Origin of the sequence: Aquitalea magnusonii (genome assembly GCF_002217795.2) — a bacterium.
Taxonomy (GTDB): Bacteria; Pseudomonadota; Gammaproteobacteria; order Burkholderiales; family Chromobacteriaceae; genus Aquitalea; species Aquitalea magnusonii_B.
In genome coordinates this window covers 2,399,851-2,418,116 of the sequence record NZ_AP018823.1, presented here as the reverse complement: position 1 = coordinate 2,418,116, position 18,266 = coordinate 2,399,851, and the positions used below count along the sequence as shown (strand labels likewise).

Here is an 18,266-nt window from a genome sequence, read left to right as displayed (position 1 = left end):
TCGGCTGTGGTGGCAAGCTGGCGTTGATTTGGTGAGCGGGCAAGCGAAAAAGGTGCGGAAGCCCGCACCTTTCGCATGCCGTCGGTCAGGCCAGGACTTAGTGGTGATGTCCGGCCGGTCCGATCAGCTTGTACTGGGTGCCACAGTAGGGGCACAGCGCTTCGCCGGTTTTGTGTACTGGCAGGAAGACGCGCGGATGCGAGTTCCAGGCCACCATGTCCGGCATCGGGCAGTGCAGGGGCAGGTCTTTGGCGGTCACTTCGATGACGCGACGGGTGTTTTCTTTCAGTTCAGCCATTGTCTTTCCTTGTCAGGCCGGCATTGCCGGCCCTTGCTGCTTGGGTGTGTTTACTTGACGTAGGTTAGCCAGTGTTCGTGTTCGGCATCCAGGCCCTTCACGATATTGAAGTACTTTTGCTGGATGGCGGCAGTGATCGGGCCGCGGCTACCTGTACCGATGGCACGGCGATCCAGTTCGCGGATCGGGGTGACTTCGGCGGCGGTGCCGGTGAAGAAGGCTTCGTCGGCACTGTAGACTTCGTCGCGGGTGATGCGTTTTTCGATGATTTCCAGCCCTTGCTCCTGGGCAATCTGCACCACGGTGTCGCGGGTGATGCCTTCCAGTGCGGAGGTGAGGTCCGGGGTGTAAAGCTTGCCCTTGCGCACGATGAAGATGTTCTCGCCCGAGCCTTCGGCCACAAAACCGTCCACGTCCAGCAGCAGGGCTTCGTCGTAGCCGTCTGCCGTGGCTTCGTTGTTGGCCAGGATGGAGTTCATGTAGTTGCCGTTGGCCTTGGCCTTGCACATGGTGATGTTGACGTGGTGGCGAGTGAAGGATGAAGTCTTCACGCGGATGCCCTTTTCCAGGCCTTCTTCGCCCAGGTAGGCACCCCACGGCCAGGCGGCCACGATGACTTGTACATCGTCCTTTTTCGGTGCCACGCCCAGTTTGCCGGAGCCGTAGAAGGCCATCGGGCGGAAGTAGCAGGAGGACAGCTTGTTGGCCTTGACCACGTCCAGATGCGCCTGGTTGATGTCGTCCTTGCTGAACGGCAGGTCCATGCCCAGGATCTTGGCGGAGCGGAACAGGCGGTCGGTGTGGTCCTGCAGGCGGAAGATGGCCGGACCCTTGGGGGTTTCATAGGCCCGCACGCCTTCGAACACGCCCATGCCGTAATGCAGCGTGTGGGTCAGTACGTGGGTGGTGGCATCGCGCCAGTCAACCAGCTTGCCGTCATACCAGATGAATCCGTCACGATCTGCCATCGACATCTTGGAGCTCTCCGTCATTATGTTTTGCGTAGCTGGCGATTATACCGTCAGCCGTGGTCTTGTGAACCGTCGTCAGCGAAAAACCGTTTCAGGCTGTGCTGTCGGTGCCGAAAACCTGCTGCCACAGTGCCTGCCCCTGCTGGTAGTGCTGGCGCAGTGTTTCATTGACTTCCACCTTGCTGCTTTCGTTTAGCCGGGCTGCATGCTGCAGCTTGCGGTAGTGGCGGTAGGCAGCGCGTCCCTGTTCTGCCTGCTCGGGGCTGATCAGTCCTGCCTCGGCGGCAACGGCCAGCAGGGCGATGTTGCCGGTATTGCGGGTGAAGGCGGGGAGTTGGCCGGCGTGTGCCAGAATCAGATATTGCACGATGAATTCGATATCGATGATGCCGCCGCGCGCATGCTTGACGTCGTGCTCGTGTGGCGGGTGGCTTTCCAGCATGCGCTGGCGCATGGCCAGAACCTCGCTGCGCAGCTTGGCCAGCTCGCGCGGCAGGGTTAGCACGTCATGGCGGATGGCTTCGAAGCCTTCACCGATGGTGGCATCGCCTGCCACGTAGCGCGCTCGGGTAAGGGCTTGATGTTCCCACACCCAGGCTTGTTTTTCCTGGTAGTTGCGAAAGGCTGCTAGTGAGCTGACCAGCAGGCCGCTGGCACCGTTGGGGCGCAGGCGCAAGTCGATGTCGTAGAGCACGCCGGCGCTGGTGGCGCTGGTCAGCCAGGTGGACATCTTGCGTGCCAGGCGCGAGTAAAGCTCGGTGGCGTCGGGATGTTCGTCGTCGTACAGAAAGATGATGTCCAGATCGGAGGCATAGCCCAGCTCTTTGCCGCCCAGTTTGCCGTAGCCAATGATGGCAAAACGCGGGGTATCGGTGTGGCGGCTGGGAATGTCGCGCCAGGCGTGGCGCAGTGTGGCATCCAGTACCGTATCGGCCAGCAGGGACAGTTGATCGGACAGTGCTTCCACCGTCCACATGCCGGCAATGTCTTGTGCCACCAGGCGGAAGGCCTGGGCGTGCTGGAAGTGGCGCAGGGTGTCCATCTTGGCTTCGATGTCGCCGTCGCTTTGTGCCATTTGCGCTTCCAGCTGGGCAGTCAGTGCCGGCCAGTCCGGTGTGGCGTACAGCACGCGGGCGTCCAGCAGCTCATCCAGCAGGATGGGGTGGCGGGTCAGGTAAGTGGACACCCAGGCGCTGGCCGAGCACAGGGTGGCCAGTCGCTGCAGGGTTTGCGGATATTCGGTGAGCAAGGCCAGGTAGGACGCACGCCGGCTGATGGCTTCCATCAGGCCGATGATGCGGGACAGGGTGGCGGCCGGGTTGGGGAAGTGGGTGGATACCTCGATCAGCGGTGGAATCAGTGCGTCGAATTTCTTGCGCCCGGCCAGTGGAATCTGTTGGTAGCGCTGACTCTGGGCCAATGCCCGCAACTGGCCCGCCACGCCTGGCACATCATCAAAGCCCAGTCCGGCCAGTTGTTCGGTCGGGTCCTGTTCGCAGATGTCGCGCCACAGGGAGGACAGCGGATGATCGGGTGCGGTTTCGGTGGGCAGGATGAAGACTTGTTCGAAATGGCGCGTTACCTTGCGCCGCTCGGTGTTGAGTGCATCCAGGAAGTCATGCCAGTTGGCAAAGCCCATGCTGGCGGCAATGCGGGCCTGGTTTTCCGCGCTGGCGGGCAGTGTCTGGGTTTGCTGGTCATCCAGGTATTGCAGGCGGTGTTCCAGATTGCGCAGGAAAGCATAAGCCTCCTGCAATTCGGCCACGGCAGCCGGTTCCAGCAGGCGCAGTTCGGCCAGGCGCTGCAGGGTGGCGCGGGTGCCGCGTAATTGCAGGCTCTTGTCGCGCCCGCCGCGGATCAGCTGGAACACCTGGGCGATGAATTCCACTTCCCGGATTCCACCCGGCCCCAGCTTGATATTGTCGGCCATGTCGCGCCGGGCCACTTCGCGGCGGATCTGGGCGTGCAGTTCGCGCATCGCCCCGTAGGCGTTGTAATCCAGATACTTGCGGTAGACGAAGGGGCGTACCATGTCGGAGAGGCCGGTGACATCGCCGGTGAGTGCCTTGGCCTTGATCCAGGCATAGCGTTCCCACTCGCGGCCCTGGGTGAGCAGGTAGTTTTCCAGCGCGGAAAAACTCATTACCAGCGGGCCGGAGTCGCCGTAGGGGCGCAGGCGCATGTCGACGCGGAACACCTGGCCATCCAGCGTGACATCGTTGATCAGACTGATGATGCGCTTGCCCACCTGGCTGAAGTATTCGTGGTTGCTGATTTTGCGCGGGCCGCTGGTTTCACCGCCTTCGGGGTAGATGAAGATCAGGTCGATGTCGGAGGAGACATTCAGCTCGCCGCCGCCCAGCTTGCCCATGCCGATGACGATGAGCTGCTGCACTTCGCCACTGTCCTCGCCGATGGGCTGGCCATACTGGGGCAGCGAGCGGCAGGCGCAGGCCAAGGCCTGCTGCACGGCAAATTCGGCCAGCAGGCTGATGGTGCTGACGACTTCGTCCAGGCCGGCCAGGCCGTTGTGATCGCGAGTAATCAGCCGTGCCATTACCGCCTGGCGCAGCCGACGCAGGGCGGATGCCGTGCTGTCCGGCCCGTCCAGTGCGTCCCAATCGGCAAAGCCAGCCATCTCGGCGGCATCCAGTGGTTGTTGCAGGCGGTTCTGCAGCAAGGCAAGCTGTTCAGGCCGCGCCGTCAGCAGCCGGTCCAGATAAAGTGAAAAGGCACGGCTCTGGGCAATGGCATGCTCCGGGTTTGCTGGCATAATGGCGCTGCACTCGCTGGTTGGTCCTGATAACACCTCATTGTATCGGTTTAGCTCATTTGGAAAAGCCCCTGCACCTGCTTGCCAGAATCCATGTCATTCGCTTGCTGCGCAAACTGCTGCGAATCGTCGGCCTGTTGTTGTTGCTGACGGGCATCGTGGTGGGTGGTGCTTTTTCGGTATTCAACTGGTGGTTTCTGCCGCGGCTGGAGCAATTCCGCCCGCAACTGGAGGCCAGCTTGTCGCAGGCAAGCGGACGGCAGGTGAGCGTGAGGGCCTTGTCCGGCGAATGGCAAGGCGTGGCACCACGGCTGCAATTGCAGGGGCTGCGTATTGCCAATCCGGTGAATGGCGAGGCACTTACCCTGCAGCAGGTGCTGGTGGTGCCGTCATGGTGGTCGCTGCTGTCCTGGCAGCCGCTGTTTTCCAGCATCGTGCTGCAGGGACCAAGCGTGGCACTGGTGCGTAACAGCGATGGCCATATCCTGCTGAATGGTTTTGACCTCTCCGCCAGCCCCGAGCGGTCGCAGTCAGCCGACGATGAACCTTCCGCCAACTGGCTGTTACGGCAGAAGCGCATTGAAATCAGTCAGGCGCATATCAGCTGGGAAGACAAGCAACTGGGGCTGCCACGGCTGGATTTGCAGCGTGGCCAGTTGATTTTGGGCCAGACCCTGCTGGGTCACCGGCTGAGCCTGTCCGGCAAGCCGGTGGCCACGCTGGGCAAGGGCTTTGACATGGAATTGTCATGGCGCGGCAATGATTTGCGCCAGTGGCGCGACTGGGCCGGCAGTGCGCGCATACGCCTCAACGGTGCGCAGGCCGGCATGTTGTCGCGCTATATGGAGAAGGTTGGCCTGGTTAACAGCGGCGAAGGCAGTGGCACGCTGGAGGCGGATTTTTCCGATGGCCATGTCAACAGCCTGCATGCCGATGTCAGTATCCGCAATGCAGCCTACACGCCGCGCGATGCACACACGCTGGTATTGCCTGCCATCAGTGGCAAGCTGCAACTGGAGCGCTCCTCGGACGGGATCTACGCCATCAATGCGTCCAATCTCACCCTGGCCAGTGCCAGCGGGCTTGCATTCGATAATTCCAGTATTCGCGGTAACTGGCTGCCCGGAGCGCAGGGCTATGGCCAACTGACGCTGGATAATGTCAATGTGGCGCACCTGACGCCGTTTATCCGAGCGCTGGGCGGGGATGGCAATTCGCTGTTTTCCCGTTTTGCACCCAGCGGCCAGCTGAAAAACCTGTCGCTCAGTTGGAAAGGCCCTTTGCAGTCACCCCGCCAGTACGTGGTGGCGAGCCGTTTCGATCAATTGGCGTGGCAGGCGTTTTCATCCATCCCCGGCGTCAGCGGTGTCAGTGGCTCGCTGCGTTTTGGCGAGCAGGGGGGCAGTCTGCAACTGGACAGCCGCCATGCGGCATTGAATTACCCGGCGGTATTCCCGCAGTTGCTGAATTTTGATCAGCTCAACGCCCGTGTGGAGTGGAAAAACCAGGGTCAGCAGACCGATGTGGATTTTCACGACGTCCGTTTTGCCAATGCCGATCTGCAAGGTCGTTTTGGCGGACATTACCACCATGATGGCAAGGGGCCAGGCGTGGTGGACTTTACCGCCAGTGTGGACAAGGTGGCTGCCATCCGGGTGCCGGCCTACCTGCCGCATGCGGTAGGGGAGGATACCCTGCGCTGGCTGAAGCAGGCTTTGCTGGGCGGCACCGCCAGTGATGTGCGCATGATCCTGAAAGGCGATCTGGCCGACTTTCCCTTTGCCGGTGGCAAGGGTGGTCAGTTCAGCGTGGATGCCAAGGTGGAGCAGGGCAAGCTGCTGTATGAAAAGGGCTGGCCCACCATTGACAACATCCAGGCCGACCTGGGTTTTCATAATGAAAAAATGCTGATTGCAGCAAGAAGCGGCAGCACGCTGGGTGTGCCGCTGAGCGCTGTTGAGGTGGGCATTGACAATCTGGGCGCTGCCCAGCCGGTGCTGACGGTGCAGGGCCACGCCCAGGGGGCGCTTGCCAGTATGCTCAAGTTCACGACCAGCAGTCCGGTGGATGGCTGGCTGGATGGCTTTACCGGCAATCTGCAGGCAGGTGGAAATGCCGCGCTGAATCTGAAGCTGGGCATTCCGCTATCCGGCCCACAGCCGGTGCGGGTGCGCGGCGACATCCTGCTGGCGGGCAATCAGCTTGGCTTCCATACCCTGCCTATTCCCACCTTGCGTGATGCGCACGGCACCCTCACTTTTACCGAACACGGCGTTGAAACCAATGGTGTCGCCTTTAATGCGCTGGGCGGGCCCTTCCTGCTGAAAGCCAGCAGCACGCCTGCCGGTCGCATGAACTTCGATATCCGTGGCGAGGCAGACAGCAAGCAGGCGCTGGATCGCTATCTGCCCATGCTCTCGCCCTATGTCAGCGGTCGCTCACCGTTTGCGGTGCAGTTTGTGGTGCAAAAAGGCTTGGAAAGCCTGCAGCTCAGTTCCAGTCTGCAAGGAAGCAGCATCCAGGCACCGGAACCTGCCGGCAAGCAGGCTGCCGATGTGTTGCCGCTGTCCTTGCGCGTGGTGCCGGGCAAGACCGCCCAGCAGCCGGTGCGGCTGGATCTGGAGGTGGGGAGTGTCGCCAGCGGCAGCTTGTTGCTGGATGGGCATGGCAATCTGAAAAGCGGGGTGATTGCGTCGGGTCGTCCGCTGGGCAAGCAGCCGGATGAAGGGCTGGTGTTGCGGCTGGCGGCCCCTCGGGTGGATGTGCCTCGCTGGGTGGACGCCATTGCCGGGCCTTCCGGCTTGCATGGCAATGGTGCTGCCGCCAGCAAGTCCATGCAGTTGGAACTGCCCTTGCAGATTGAACTGGATACTCCGCAACTGGATGGCTGGAGCGGCAGTCTGCACAAGGTAACGGCTACGCTGGGCAATCGGCGCATTCACAATGGCTGGTCGCTGGACGTGCGCGCGCATGAGCTCAGTGGCAGCATCGACTATCTGCCCGCGGGCAATGGGCTGGTACGTGCCAATCTGGCTTATGCGCTACTTAATCCGCCGGACAAGGGCAGTGCGGCAGACGGGGATGTGGCGATGAGCGACAAGGGCGACTGGCCGGCCCTGGATATCCGCGTGGGCGATCTGATTTACCAGAACCGGTCTGTGGGCAAGCTGGATCTACGCGCCCGTCGCGAAGGCCGTGACTGGGTGCTTAACCCGCTGCGGCTGGTGGCGCCGGAAGGCAGCCTGCAGGGCAGTGCCCGTGTGCGCCGCAGCGCCAGCGGCAAGGAAGTGCAAACCAGCTACCAGCTTGACAGCAGCGATGTCGGCAAGCTGCTGGCCCGTGTCGGCCTGCAGGATACCTTCCGCAAAGGTGAAGGTACGCTGCGTGGCAATATGAGCTGGCCCGGCGGGCTGTTTGATCTGAGCGCCAGCCAGCTAAGCGGCGAGATGACGCTGGCCCTGAAAAACGGCCGCTTTGCCAAGGTGGATCCGGGGGTGGCACGCCTGCTTGGCGTATTGAGCCTGCAGTCGCTGACGCGCCGGGTAAAACTGGATTTCACCGATGTATTCAGCGATGGCTTTGCCTTTGACTCCATCACCGGAGATGCACACATCAGCAAGGGCGTGTTTGTTTCTGATAATGTGCATATGAAAGGCCCGGCTGCGGATGTCTTCCTCCGTGGGCAGGTTAATCTGGCCAATGAAACCCAGGACGTACACATCAAGGTACAGCCGCATCTGGCCGAGAGTGTGGCCCTGGCGGCCGGTGCGGCCTTGCTCAACCCGGTAGTGGGCGTGGCTGCCCTGGCGGCACAGAAAGTATTGCAGGACCCGGTCGGCAAGATACTGTCGGTCGAATATGCACTGACCGGCTCGTTCGCCAATCCCAAGGTGGAGAAGCAGGGCATGGAACCTTTGAGAAACAGCAAGCGGATCATCACGCCATGAAACAGAAATTTATCGCTGCCGCCGTGCAAATGGTGTCCGGTACCGATGTTGCCGCCAACCTGGCCCGTGCCGCGGCACTGGTGGCCGAGGCAGCCGCCGGCGGTGCCGCCTTTGTGGTATTGCCGGAATACTTTTGCCTGATGGGCAGACAGGATGGCGATAAGGTCGCCATCTGCGAAGACGCCGGCCACGGCCCCTTGCAGAGCGCGCTGGCGGCCATGGCGCGCGACAACAAGGTATGGCTGGCGGCTGGCACCATTCCGCTGCGCAGCCCGCAGCCGGGCAAGGTATTCAACAGCACGCTGGTATTTGATCCGGATGGCGTGGTGCAGGCGCGCTACGACAAGATCCACCTGTTTGGCTATACCGGAAATGGTGAGCGCTATTGTGAGTCCGACAGCATTCTGGCCGGTAAGCAGCCGGTGAAGGTGGATATCGGTCTGGCGCAAGTAGCCTGCGGTATCTGTTACGATCTGCGCTTTCCCGAGCTGTTCCGCCAGCTTGCCCCGTTTGATGTGATGATTTTGCCGGCAGCCTTTACCGCCGCCACCGGCGAAGCGCACTGGGAAGTGCTGATGCGTGCCCGTGCCATTGAAAACCAATGCTTCGTGATTGCCTCCGGCCAGGGTGGTAGGCATGAAAATGGCCGCAAAACCCATGGTCAGTCCATGATCATCGACCCCTGGGGGCGCATTTTGGCGCAGCAGGCCAGTGGCGAAGGCGTGGTGCTGGCCGAGATTGACCCCGAATTGCTGCATTCGGTGCGCAGCGGCCTGCCGGCCCTGGCCCACCGCGTGCTCTGACAGAAAGACCCCCCCATGCAAGACGCTTTCACCATTGCCGATCAACTGCTGCTCTCGCCTTTTGGCGTTGACGAGTCCGTGATCGAAAAAACCTTTTCCCGCATGCGCCAGCACGCGGTGGACTATGCCGATCTTTACTTCCAGTACACCCGCAGCGAGGGCTGGAGTCTGGAAGAGGGCATCGTCAAGTCCGGCAGCTTCAGCATCGACCAGGGCGTGGGTGTGCGCGCCGTGGCTGGCGACAAGACAGCCTTTGCCTATTCCGACGATATCGGTGTGGATGCCATTACCCGTGCTGCCGACGCAGTGCGAGCCATCGGTCTGGCCGGTGGTGATGGCAGCGCCGGCCGCCAGTCGCCGCAGCGCGCGCGCGATCTTTATCCGGCCATCGATCCCTGTTACAGCCTGGAAGCTGCCGCCAAGGTGGCCCTGCTGGAAAAAGTGGAAAAGCTGGCCCGCGCCATGGACCCGCGCGTGATCCAGGTGATGGCCGGCGTGGCTTCGGAATACGATGTGGTGTATGTGGCGCGGCATGATGGCGTACGTGCGGCCGATGTGCGGCCGCTGGTGCGGCTGTCGGTACATGTGATTGCCGAACAGAATGGCCGCCGCGAGCAGGGCTCCGGCGGCGGCGGTGGCCGTTTCGACCTGACGCGCTTTGACGATGCACTGGTGGAAACCTATGTGCGTCAGGCGGTGGACCAGGCATTGATCAATCTGGAAGCCCGCCCGGCCCCCGCTGGCCAGATGACGGTGGTGCTGGGCTCCGGCTGGCCGGGTGTGCTGCTACATGAAGCCATCGGCCATGGCCTGGAAGGCGACTTCAACCGCAAGGGCACCTCGGCCTTCTCCGGCAAGCTGGGCCAGCGCGTGGCCGCTGCCGGGGTAACGGTGGTGGATGATGGCACGCTGGATGGCCGCCGCGGTTCGCTGGCTATCGACGATGAAGGCAACCAGACCAACCGCACCGTGCTGATTGAAGACGGTATTCTCAAGGGCTATATGCAGGATGCGATGAATGCCCGCCTGATGCAGGTGGCCCCCACCGGCAATGGCCGGCGCGAATCCTATGCCCATATCCCCATGCCACGCATGACCAATACCTATATGTTGGGCGGTCAGCATGATCCCAAGGAAATCATCGCCTCGGTCAAGGACGGCCTGTATGCCGCCAATTTCGGCGGTGGTCAGGTGGACATTACCAGCGGCAAGTTCGTCTTCTCCGCTTCGGAGGCCTGGCGCATCGAAGATGGCAAGCTGACCTATCCGGTAAAGGGGGCCACGCTGATTGGCAACGGCCCGGATGTGCTGGGTTATGTTTCCATGATCGGTAATGACATGGCGCTGGATCAGGGCGTTGGTGTCTGCGGCAAGGAAGGCCAGAGCGTGCCGGTGGGGGTGGGGCAGCCTACCTTGCGTATTGATGGCGGACTGACCGTTGGTGGTACCGGCGGCTGACAGGGTAGCTGGCATTCATGAAGCAAGCGAAGGCCGGCCTGGCACATGGCCAGTGGCTGTTGTTGCTGGCCGGGCTCTGCCTGCAGCACCGCGTGGCGGCACAGGACTTTACCGTTGCGGTGGAGGAGTCCGATAACCATCCTTTTGAGTATGTTCAGGGGGATGGCAAGACCCACGGCGGTTTTCATCTGGAAGTCATCGATGAGGTGACAGCCAGGCTGGGGTGGCATGTGGTGTACAAGCCCATGCCTTGGCAGCGCGCCCTGCGCAGCCTGCAGCTTGGACGAGTGGATGCGCTCAGCTATCTGGCCCGCACGCCGGAGCGCGACGCCTATGCGGTATTCCTGCCAGCGGCCATCCAGCACCGACAATATGCCGGCCTGTTTGTGCTGCGCGCCCAGCGCCAGCATTTTCCCGACAGCGCCCGTCCCTGCAGTTACGCCGCTTATCGCATGGCGGCGGCCAGCAACTATTTTTATGGCGCCATCGTGCAGCAGGCGATGCATGAGTGCTGGCAGATAGACATGACAGCCAGCTCCAAGGAAGAAGTGTTTGCCAAGCTGCTGGCCGGACGCATCGACATTGCCGTGGCCTACGGTACATCGCTGCAGTCGCTGGATATGCGCATGCCGGAGCTGCAATCCCAGGTGGTGGCGCTGCGTGAGCCGCGCTGGCTGATTGGTGACTTCTACCTCGGTTTCTCACGCAAAGCCATGTCGGCACAGCGCATTGATGCCTATGTCGCCGCACTTGGACGCTTCCGCAAAACCCCGGCTTATCAGCAACTGGTCAGCAAATACAATATGAAGTCCTTCCTGCCCTGAGCGGCAGGCAAGTCCTTGTCGTCCTTTCCGCTTGAAGGTGTGACCGGAGCGGATGGCGGTTGCAGGAGAAATCATGGTTCGGCTGGAAGATCTACATATCCTGCTGCACACCGCACAACTGGGCAGCCTGTCTGCCGCTGCTCGTGCGCTGGATATCAGTCCGGCGGTGGCCAGTGCCGCGCTCAAACGGCTGGAAAGCGAGCTGGGTACCCATCTGCTGGTGCGTTCCACCCGCAGCCTGCGGCTGACTGCCGATGGCGAGCGTTATCTGGAGCATGCCCGGACTGCGCTGGATGCCTTGCAAGCCGGCGCGCAGGCGCTGGCTGCCGGCCGCCAGACGCTGCAGGGGCAGCTCAGCCTGTCCATGCCCTCCGATATCGGCAGGCAATTGCTGCGTCCCTGGCTGGATGCCTTTCTGGCGGAGCATCCGGGCGTACGGCTGCAATTGCATATCAGCGACCGTCTGGCCGATTTGTACCGCATGCCGGTGGACGTGGCCCTGCGCTACGGCGTGCCGGAGGATTCCAGCCTGGTGGCCCTGCCCATGCTGCCGGATAATCGGCGGCTGCTGTGTGCCGCACCTTCCTACCTGGCAGCACATGGCTGGCCGCAACACCCTGAAGATCTCACCGCCCATGCCTGCCTGCGGCTGGTGCTGGGCGATGCCCTGCACGAACGCTGGCGTTTTGCCCGGCAAGGGGAGTGGACCACCGTTTTGGTTGGCGGGCGGTGCAATAGTGATGATGGCGAGATTGTGCGCCGCTGGGCGGTGGCCGGGCAGGGCATCGCCTACAAATCCAGGCTGGATGTGCTGGCCGATGTGCGCGCCGGCCGCCTGCTGCCCTTGCTGACCGAGTATCAGACCGAGCGTGCGCCGCTGTATCTGGTCTGCCCCCACCGCATGATGCTATCGCCGCTGGTGGTGCGCCTGCGCGAATTCCTGCAGTTGCGCCTGCAACAATATGTGGCGGGCAGCGAACCGGTGCCAGATCAGGACTGAGCCGGCACCCGGACGCTCAACCCTGGGTACTGAGCAGGCTGCCCACCGAGCTGGTGTAGCTGTTGCTCTGGCTGTGCTGCAGGTTTTGCAACAGCGCGCTCAGGAAAGATTGCAGATTGGCCGAGGTGCTGCTGCCGCTTGCACTACTGTCGCTGCTGCCATTGGCCTGCTGGACGCTGCTGAGCAGATTGTTGAAATCGCTTTGCAGGGTGCTCAGCGTGCCGGAGCTGCTGGACAGTTGCTGGATCAGGCTTTGCAACTGGCTTTCGGCATTGCCGTAGGCCGTGCTGCTGTCACTGCTGCTATCCGCCGTACTGGTTGACTTCAGCGCTGCAAACAGGTCATGCAGGAAGGTGTGCATGGCCTGCATCGGGTTTTGCGTGCTGCTGCTGGTCAGGCTGCTGTCGCTGTCGTCGTCATCATCCGGTGGCGGCGGAGGTGGTTGTACTGCGGCTGTGCCGGCATTGCTGCCGCTACTGTTTGCCGTGCTGCTGCTGGACGACGGTGGTTGCAAGGAGATGCCCAACTGGCTTAGTGCCTGCTCCACGCTTTGCATGAAGGCATCGTTGCTGCCGCGGTGCTTACCGTGGTGGCGTACTTCGCTGCCCGTACTTGTTGTGCTGGCCTGGCTGCTGCCCAGCAGGCTGCCATAAACCGAAGTGCTGCTGCTGATTCCTGAAATGCTCATGATGATGGCTCCTGATACGCGCTGGTGAGCGGTGCGCTGTTGCCATCGATGCGGCGCATGACGGCAGGCGTGCTGCTGCAGCAAGGCAAGTTCCAGGCCAGTGTGTGACGGTGAAAATGTAAAAACCTGTTAGGAAGTGTTAGCGTTTGTCGCCTGTCGCGGCAAAAACGCCATGCTCTGCTAAGGTGTCGCCTGTCGTGGATTTCCGGCAGTTGGCAGCGATGGAAAAAATTGCCGCTGCCAGCAGGCACTTGCCGCCGGAAAATTGTAAATATTGATTGCAGACAAGGGCTTGTCACGGTTGATGGCCGGTCTGCAGGCAAATTTTGCCGTTGCGTCAGAAGGTAGCCGCCATCAATGAGAGAGGGACCCGGGGCAAGCGGGCAGGCGGCTACCGTTTGCCATGATGCGTGGGTCGCCGGTTAAAAACGGTTAGCGGGCGGTAAAGCACTATAAATCAGTGTAAATGCCAGTAAAACTTCACCCGCAGCCGGCCGTGATGTGGATCATGTCTGCCGACAGCCTCCCAGGAGAGGGGGGAATGCGATAAATCAGGATGGAAAATGCGAATACTGCTGGTTGATGACGATATTGAATTGGCCGACATGCTGGGCAGCTACCTGGAGCGAGAGTCCTGCCTGGTTCAGAAAGTAAGCGATGGCACCAGCGCCGTGGTGCAGGCACTGTCCGGTCAGTTCGACCTGATGGTGCTGGATGTCATGATGCCCGGACTGAGCGGGGTGGAAGTGCTGCGGCGGGTGCGGGAGCACAGCATGTTGCCGGTGCTGATGCTGACTGCGCGTGGTGATGACACTGACCGTGTGCTGGGACTGGAGCTGGGTGCCGATGACTATGTGCCCAAGCCCTGCACCCCGCGCGAGCTGCTGGCGCGCATCCGCGCCATCCTGCGTCGCACCGGCAATCAGCCGCAGCCGGCGCACGAAACCGATGTGCTGCGCGAGGGGCCGCTCACCATGTGGCCGGGCGAGCGTCGTGCCCAATGGGGCGAACAGACGCTGGAGCTGACCAGTACCGAATACAGCCTGCTGGAACTGCTGGTGCGCCATGCCGGCCAGCCGGTTGGCAAGGACGTGCTGTCCAAGCAGGCGCTGGGCCGTCCGCTGGCGCGTTTTGACCGCAGTGTGGATGTACACATGAGCAGCATCCGGCAAAAGCTGTCGCGCGTGGCACCGGGCCGCATCTGCATTCAGACCGTGGTGCGACGCGGTTATCAGTTCATCAAGGCCTGATATGGGACGCTTGTTCTGGAAGCTGTTTCTCATCTTGTGGCTGGCGCAAATCAGCACCGTGGTCGGGGTGGGGGCGTTTTTCTGGATCAAGCACCGTAGCGATACCGCCGCCGCCATCGAAGAGCACCATCCGATGGATGGCACGGTACTGGATCTGGCCGCTTCCCTGCTGCGCTATGAAGGGCCTGCCGCCTTGCGCAAGCAACTGGCCGGCATGCAGCCGCATGGTCGCAATTATCTGTATGTGCTGGACGACCAGGGGCATGACCTGCTGGGGCGCTCGGTACCGGTACTGGACCACTTCGGTCCCCGTCCCCGGCGTGAGGTCAGCCTGCCGGATGGCAGACATTACCGCTTGGTATTGTTACCGCCAGGGCCGCCGGGCATGCCGGGCGGTCCGGGACGCGGCGGGCCGGAAGATCCGGGGCCGATTCCCCTGATTCCAGTGCTTGCCGCCCTGCTGGCAAGCCTGCTGTTTGGTGCCATCCTGGCGCGCTATCTGTCCAAACCCATCCATCTGATGAGCGAGGCATTCCAATCCGTGGCCAAGGGCCAGATGGACATCAATCTTGCCGACAAGATAGGCGGGCGGCGTGATGAGCTGGCTGATCTGGGACGTGATTTCGACAGTCTGGCGCAAAGGCTGAAGCAGTTGATCGTGGGGCAGCGCCGCCTGTTTCACGATGTGTCACACGAGCTGCGCTCGCCCTTGGCCCGGCTGAATGCTGCGGTGGATCTGGCACGGCAGCAGCCTGATCGTCTGGATGAATGGCTGGAGCGTATCGAGCGTGAATCCGGCCGCATGGATGCGCTGGTGGGCGAGGTGCTGGCGCTGGCCAGGCTGGATGCCGAGAGCGCCCAGCATCCGCCGGAGCGTCTGGCAATCGATGTATTGCTGGAAGAGTTGGTGCCGGATGCCGAATTCGAGGCACAGGCCAATGATTGCAGCATCGTGCTGCTGCAGACCGATATGGCGGAAGTGATGATGCAGCCGGAACTGCTGTCGCGTGCGCTGGAAAACGTGGTACGCAATGCCATTCACCATACCCGCAAGGGCAGTGCGGTGTCGCTGGCAGTGGTGCGCGGCGCAGCCGAAGTCAGCATTGAAGTGTGTGACTGCGGCCCCGGTGTGCCGGAACATGAACTCGAAACCATCTTCGAGCCTTTCTTCCGTAGCGAACAGAACAATCAGCCAGGCGGCTACGGGCTGGGTCTGGCGATGGCGCATCGCATCGTGCAGACCCATCATGGCCGTATCAAGGCGGCCAATCTGCCGCAGGGTGGGCTGCGTGTCAGCATCACCCTGCCGCTGGCCTAGGCGCTAGCCCTTGGAGCGCAGACCGCCGGAACTCCCCAGTTCGCTTAGCAAACGGCTGGTAGTCTGGCCGCTCAGGCGGAAAGGGTCCAGCACCGGGCTGGAAGAATGCCGCAGCAGCAGTGCGGCATTTTTCTTGTCCAGCGGTGCCTGCGCCATCGACCAGCAGGCAAACTCGCGCTGATCGACTTCCGCATAAGTCAGCAAGGTGACGTCGCGGTGACGGCTGTCACGGCAAATGGCCTGATACAGCGCATTCACCTCGGTCCGTCCACCTTCCAGTGCCTGCACAAACACGCCATCCCCGTAGCACAGTACACCGGTGATGCCGCGTTCGGGATTGTGCTGGTGGGCTGCATCCAGAATCTGCTTCACCAGTTCGCTGGTGATGGGGGTGGTGCTGCGGCTGGCATAAATCAGGCGAACAAGCATCTCAGTTTCCTTTGTGCAGCAGCGACAGGAATTCCCGGCGCAGGTTGGCGTCGCGCAGGAAGGAGCCGCGCATTACGCTGTTGGTCATCTTGGAGTTACTGTCTTTCACCCCGCGCCAGTGCATGCAGAAATGATCGGCCTCCATGACGATGGCCAGGCCGTCCGGCTGCAATTTGTCCATCAGCAGGTCGGCAATCTGCATGACTGCTTCTTCCTGGATTTGCGGGCGGGTCATCACCCAGTCAATCAGGCGGGCGTACTTGGACAGGCCGATCAGATTGGAGTGCTCATTGGGCATCACCCCCACCCACACCCGGCCCATGATGGGGCAGAGGTGGTGGGAGCAGGCGCTGCGTACCGTGATCGGCCCCACAATCATCAGCTCGTTCAGCTGCTCGATATTGGGAAATTCGGTATTGGGCGGGCTGGCAACATAACGGCCACGAAACACTTCGCGCACGAACATCTTGGCGACACGCCGCGCGGTATCCTGCGTGTTGTGGTCGTTGACGGTATCGATGACCAGGCTTTCCAGCACCCCCTGCATCTTGGCTGCCACTTCCTGTTGCAGCAAATCCAGCTCATCGCCTTCGATGAAGTCGGCAATATTGTCATTGGCGTGAAAGCGCACGCCGGCATTCTGAAGACGGTAGCGTATGCGCGAAGAAACGCTTTCTGTCGGCGTGGCGTTGTTATCCGTTTTGCTCATGGTGGGCTTGGGCCTTTATCTTCGATGGACTGGTGTGATCCCGGCAAAGGCAGTTGCCCATGGGGAATCGCCCTGCCAGCCGCTGTTTATCCGTGACGTGTATAGCAAGCGACAGCTGAGGACTGCCGCTGGAATTCCTGTTCTGCATGGTAATGCGCCGCAAGGGCCGGGAAAAGGAAAACCGGAATCGACACTGTCAGATGGTGACAGCGGCGCAGGCTTTCAAGACGGTGGCGCAGTTTTCTGCTGCCGGTACAAACAGGGCTGGCCGGATGCTTCCAGCACATCGATGCAGGGCTGGCGCTTGCTCTTGATGTGTAGTGCGCGGCAGGCATAGGGAAAGCGCGCATCATGGCTGATGTGGTAATGGCGGCAAGCCAGGCAGCCGGGGCGCGGGGCAGTGGATTGTCCGGTAGCAGGCATGGTGTGGCCAGGAGGAATGGAAACTGTGCTGATTGTGCCTGTCGGGGCGGTGTATGTGAATATTTGTTTTAAATGCTGATGTCGGCTGTCATTTTTGGTATAAAGCTGAATTGCATCCCGCGAAGTTGGCTATCTCTGCCGGCAAGGCGGCGTGACCGGCTGCTCAAGCCGGTATTGATACTGATCATGACTATCGACCCCGTACTGGTTTTGGCTCCGATCTTTCTCACCACCGAATTGCTGAGTCTGGCGCTGTGCATGGCGCTGGCTTCGCTGCGGCGCAGCGGCCTGCCCGGCGCACGGGAGTGGCTGCTGGCCAATGTTGCGGTAGTGATCTATCTGCCCTTGCTGGGTTTGCGCGGGCTGATTCCCGACAGTATTTCCATTGTTGTGGCCAATGGCATCCTGGCGCTGTCTGTCGCCTTGTATTATGCCGGCTGTGCCTATTTCCTGGGCCAGCCAGCGCGCTGGAACTGGCTGCTGGGCGGTGCGCTGCTGCAGGTGCTGGCCGTCACTTACTGGCGCTACGGCAATGACAGCTTGCCCATGCGTGTGATGGCCATTTCTGCCTACAGTGCAGCGGTGTGTACGGCAACTGCCTACTTGATGCTGAAACATTACCGTGGCCGGCGCAGCAGCGTTCATTACCGCTTGCTTACGGTACTGGCCTGTGTCTTTGCCCTGACCCAACTGGTGCGCAGCGTCTATTTCTACACACTACACCCCGCGCCCACCAATATCATGCTGGCCAGTGGCTGGAACATCATGCTGCTGTGTCTGGGGGCGGCCATCATGCCCGCCTTGTCCATGGCGGCGGTGCTGATGCTGCACGAATCGCTGCAAACCGAGGCGGAGAATGCGGCCAACCGCGATTTCATGACCGGCGCGCTGTCCCGCAAGCATCTGTTTACCATCGGCCAGCAGCAGATACTGCACGCGGCCGCCACCCATCAGCCGCTGACGCTGTTATTGATCGATCTGGATCACTTCAAGGCCATCAACGACACCTATGGCCATGCGGCGGGTGATGAGGTGCTGCGGGCCTTTGCCGACATGGTGCGCGGACATCTGCGCAGCCGTGATGCGCTGGGCCGGCTGGGGGGAGAGGAGTTTGCCATCATGCTGCCGGATACCACGGTGGAGGCGGCATGGCAGGTGGCCGAGCGCTTGCGGCAGCAGGCGCAGCAGCATCTGGTCTGCAGCAGTTTTGGGCATTGCCGCTACAGCATCAGCATCGGCGTGGCGGGCTGGCATGGTGGTGAAAGCTTCGACCAGCTATGTCGCCGCGCCGACCAAGCCCTGTACGAGGCCAAGAACCATGGCCGCAACCGGGTGCATGTCAGTCCGGGCATCTCGGCTGCGGTGGCGGGCTGAG

Annotated in this window: 15 protein-coding genes; 8 read left to right on the top strand and 7 right to left on the bottom strand. The window is 61.5% G+C overall.

What is annotated here, in order from left to right; all coding sequences use genetic code 11:
* Nucleotides 1–97: 97 nt before the first annotated feature.
* From DLM_RS11530 to glnE, 3 genes are all read right to left on the bottom strand, one after another.
* Nucleotides 98–298, bottom strand: coding sequence for a zinc-finger domain-containing protein (locus DLM_RS11530; RefSeq protein WP_089086230.1), 201 nt, complete (start codon nucleotides 296–298; stop codon nucleotides 98–100).
* 50 nt (nucleotides 299–348) lie between these two features.
* Entirely contained in the window at nucleotides 349–1,272 is a 924-nt protein-coding gene (locus DLM_RS11525; RefSeq protein ID WP_089086363.1) for a branched-chain amino acid transaminase, read from the bottom strand.
* An 88-nt stretch (nucleotides 1,273–1,360) separates the two neighbouring features.
* A complete protein-coding gene (gene glnE, locus DLM_RS11520; RefSeq protein WP_089086231.1) occupies nucleotides 1,361–4,042 on the bottom strand; it encodes a bifunctional [glutamate--ammonia ligase]-adenylyl-L-tyrosine phosphorylase/[glutamate--ammonia-ligase] adenylyltransferase in 2,682 nt (893 codons plus the stop codon).
* Nucleotides 4,043–4,101: 59 nt separating this feature from the next.
* Between glnE and DLM_RS11515 the strand changes: the two genes are divergently transcribed.
* The 5 genes from DLM_RS11515 (at nucleotide 4,102) to DLM_RS11495 (ending at nucleotide 12,074) form a co-directional block, all read left to right on the top strand.
* Complete coding sequence (locus DLM_RS11515; RefSeq protein ID WP_167467096.1) at nucleotides 4,102–7,989, top strand: YhdP family protein; 3,888 nt, start codon at nucleotides 4,102–4,104, stop codon at nucleotides 7,987–7,989.
* On the top strand, nucleotides 7,986–8,792 hold the full coding sequence (locus tag DLM_RS11510; protein WP_089086233.1) for a carbon-nitrogen hydrolase family protein: 807 nt from the start codon (nucleotides 7,986–7,988) through the stop codon (nucleotides 8,790–8,792). The genes DLM_RS11515 and DLM_RS11510 overlap by 4 nt, the downstream gene beginning before the upstream one ends.
* 15 nt (nucleotides 8,793–8,807) lie before the next feature.
* Nucleotides 8,808–10,250, top strand: a complete 1,443-nt coding sequence (gene tldD / locus DLM_RS11505; RefSeq protein ID WP_089086234.1) for a metalloprotease TldD — start codon at nucleotides 8,808–8,810, stop codon at nucleotides 10,248–10,250.
* Between the two features lie 17 nt (nucleotides 10,251–10,267).
* On the top strand, nucleotides 10,268–11,074 hold the full coding sequence (locus DLM_RS11500; protein ID WP_089086235.1) for a substrate-binding periplasmic protein: 807 nt from the start codon (nucleotides 10,268–10,270) through the stop codon (nucleotides 11,072–11,074).
* A 73-nt stretch (nucleotides 11,075–11,147) separates the two neighbouring features.
* A complete protein-coding gene (locus DLM_RS11495) occupies nucleotides 11,148–12,074 on the top strand; it encodes a LysR family transcriptional regulator (protein WP_089086364.1) in 927 nt (308 codons plus the stop codon).
* 16 nt (nucleotides 12,075–12,090) lie between these two features.
* On the opposite strand, the gene DLM_RS11490 is transcribed toward DLM_RS11495, so the two are convergent.
* Nucleotides 12,091–12,762, bottom strand: a complete 672-nt coding sequence (locus DLM_RS11490) for a cellulose 1,4-beta-cellobiosidase (protein ID WP_089086236.1) — start codon at nucleotides 12,760–12,762, stop codon at nucleotides 12,091–12,093.
* A 563-nt stretch (nucleotides 12,763–13,325) separates the two neighbouring features.
* Here DLM_RS11490 and DLM_RS11485 point away from each other — a divergent pair.
* Together DLM_RS11485 and DLM_RS11480 are read left to right on the top strand one after the other, a co-directional pair.
* Nucleotides 13,326–14,012, top strand: a complete 687-nt coding sequence (locus DLM_RS11485) for a response regulator transcription factor (RefSeq protein WP_089086237.1) — start codon at nucleotides 13,326–13,328, stop codon at nucleotides 14,010–14,012.
* A gap of 1 nt (nucleotide 14,013) precedes the next feature.
* Nucleotides 14,014–15,330, top strand: coding sequence for a HAMP domain-containing sensor histidine kinase (locus DLM_RS11480; RefSeq protein ID WP_089086238.1), 1,317 nt, complete (start codon nucleotides 14,014–14,016; stop codon nucleotides 15,328–15,330).
* 3 nt (nucleotides 15,331–15,333) lie between these two features.
* Here the strand turns inward: DLM_RS11480 and DLM_RS11475 are convergent, their stop codons facing one another.
* From DLM_RS11475 to DLM_RS11465, 3 genes are all read right to left on the bottom strand, one after another.
* Nucleotides 15,334–15,759, bottom strand: a complete 426-nt coding sequence (locus DLM_RS11475) for a BLUF domain-containing protein (RefSeq protein WP_089086239.1) — start codon at nucleotides 15,757–15,759, stop codon at nucleotides 15,334–15,336.
* 1 nt (nucleotide 15,760) lies between these two features.
* The gene (gene folE, locus DLM_RS11470; RefSeq protein ID WP_089086240.1) at nucleotides 15,761–16,468 is read right to left on the bottom strand and encodes a GTP cyclohydrolase I; all 708 of its coding nucleotides are present in this window, start codon (nucleotides 16,466–16,468) and stop codon (nucleotides 15,761–15,763) included.
* A gap of 222 nt (nucleotides 16,469–16,690) precedes the next feature.
* Nucleotides 16,691–16,891 carry a hypothetical protein gene (locus DLM_RS11465; protein ID WP_089086241.1) on the bottom strand — a complete coding sequence of 67 codons (201 nt, stop codon included), beginning with the start codon at nucleotides 16,889–16,891 and terminating at the stop codon, nucleotides 16,691–16,693.
* Nucleotides 16,892–17,077: 186 nt separating this feature from the next.
* Between DLM_RS11465 and DLM_RS11460 the strand changes: the two genes are divergently transcribed.
* Nucleotides 17,078–18,265: a sensor domain-containing diguanylate cyclase gene (locus DLM_RS11460; RefSeq protein ID WP_089086242.1), complete on the top strand. Its 1,188-nt coding sequence runs from the start codon at nucleotides 17,078–17,080 to the stop codon at nucleotides 18,263–18,265.
* Nucleotide 18,266: the final 1 nt, after the last annotated feature.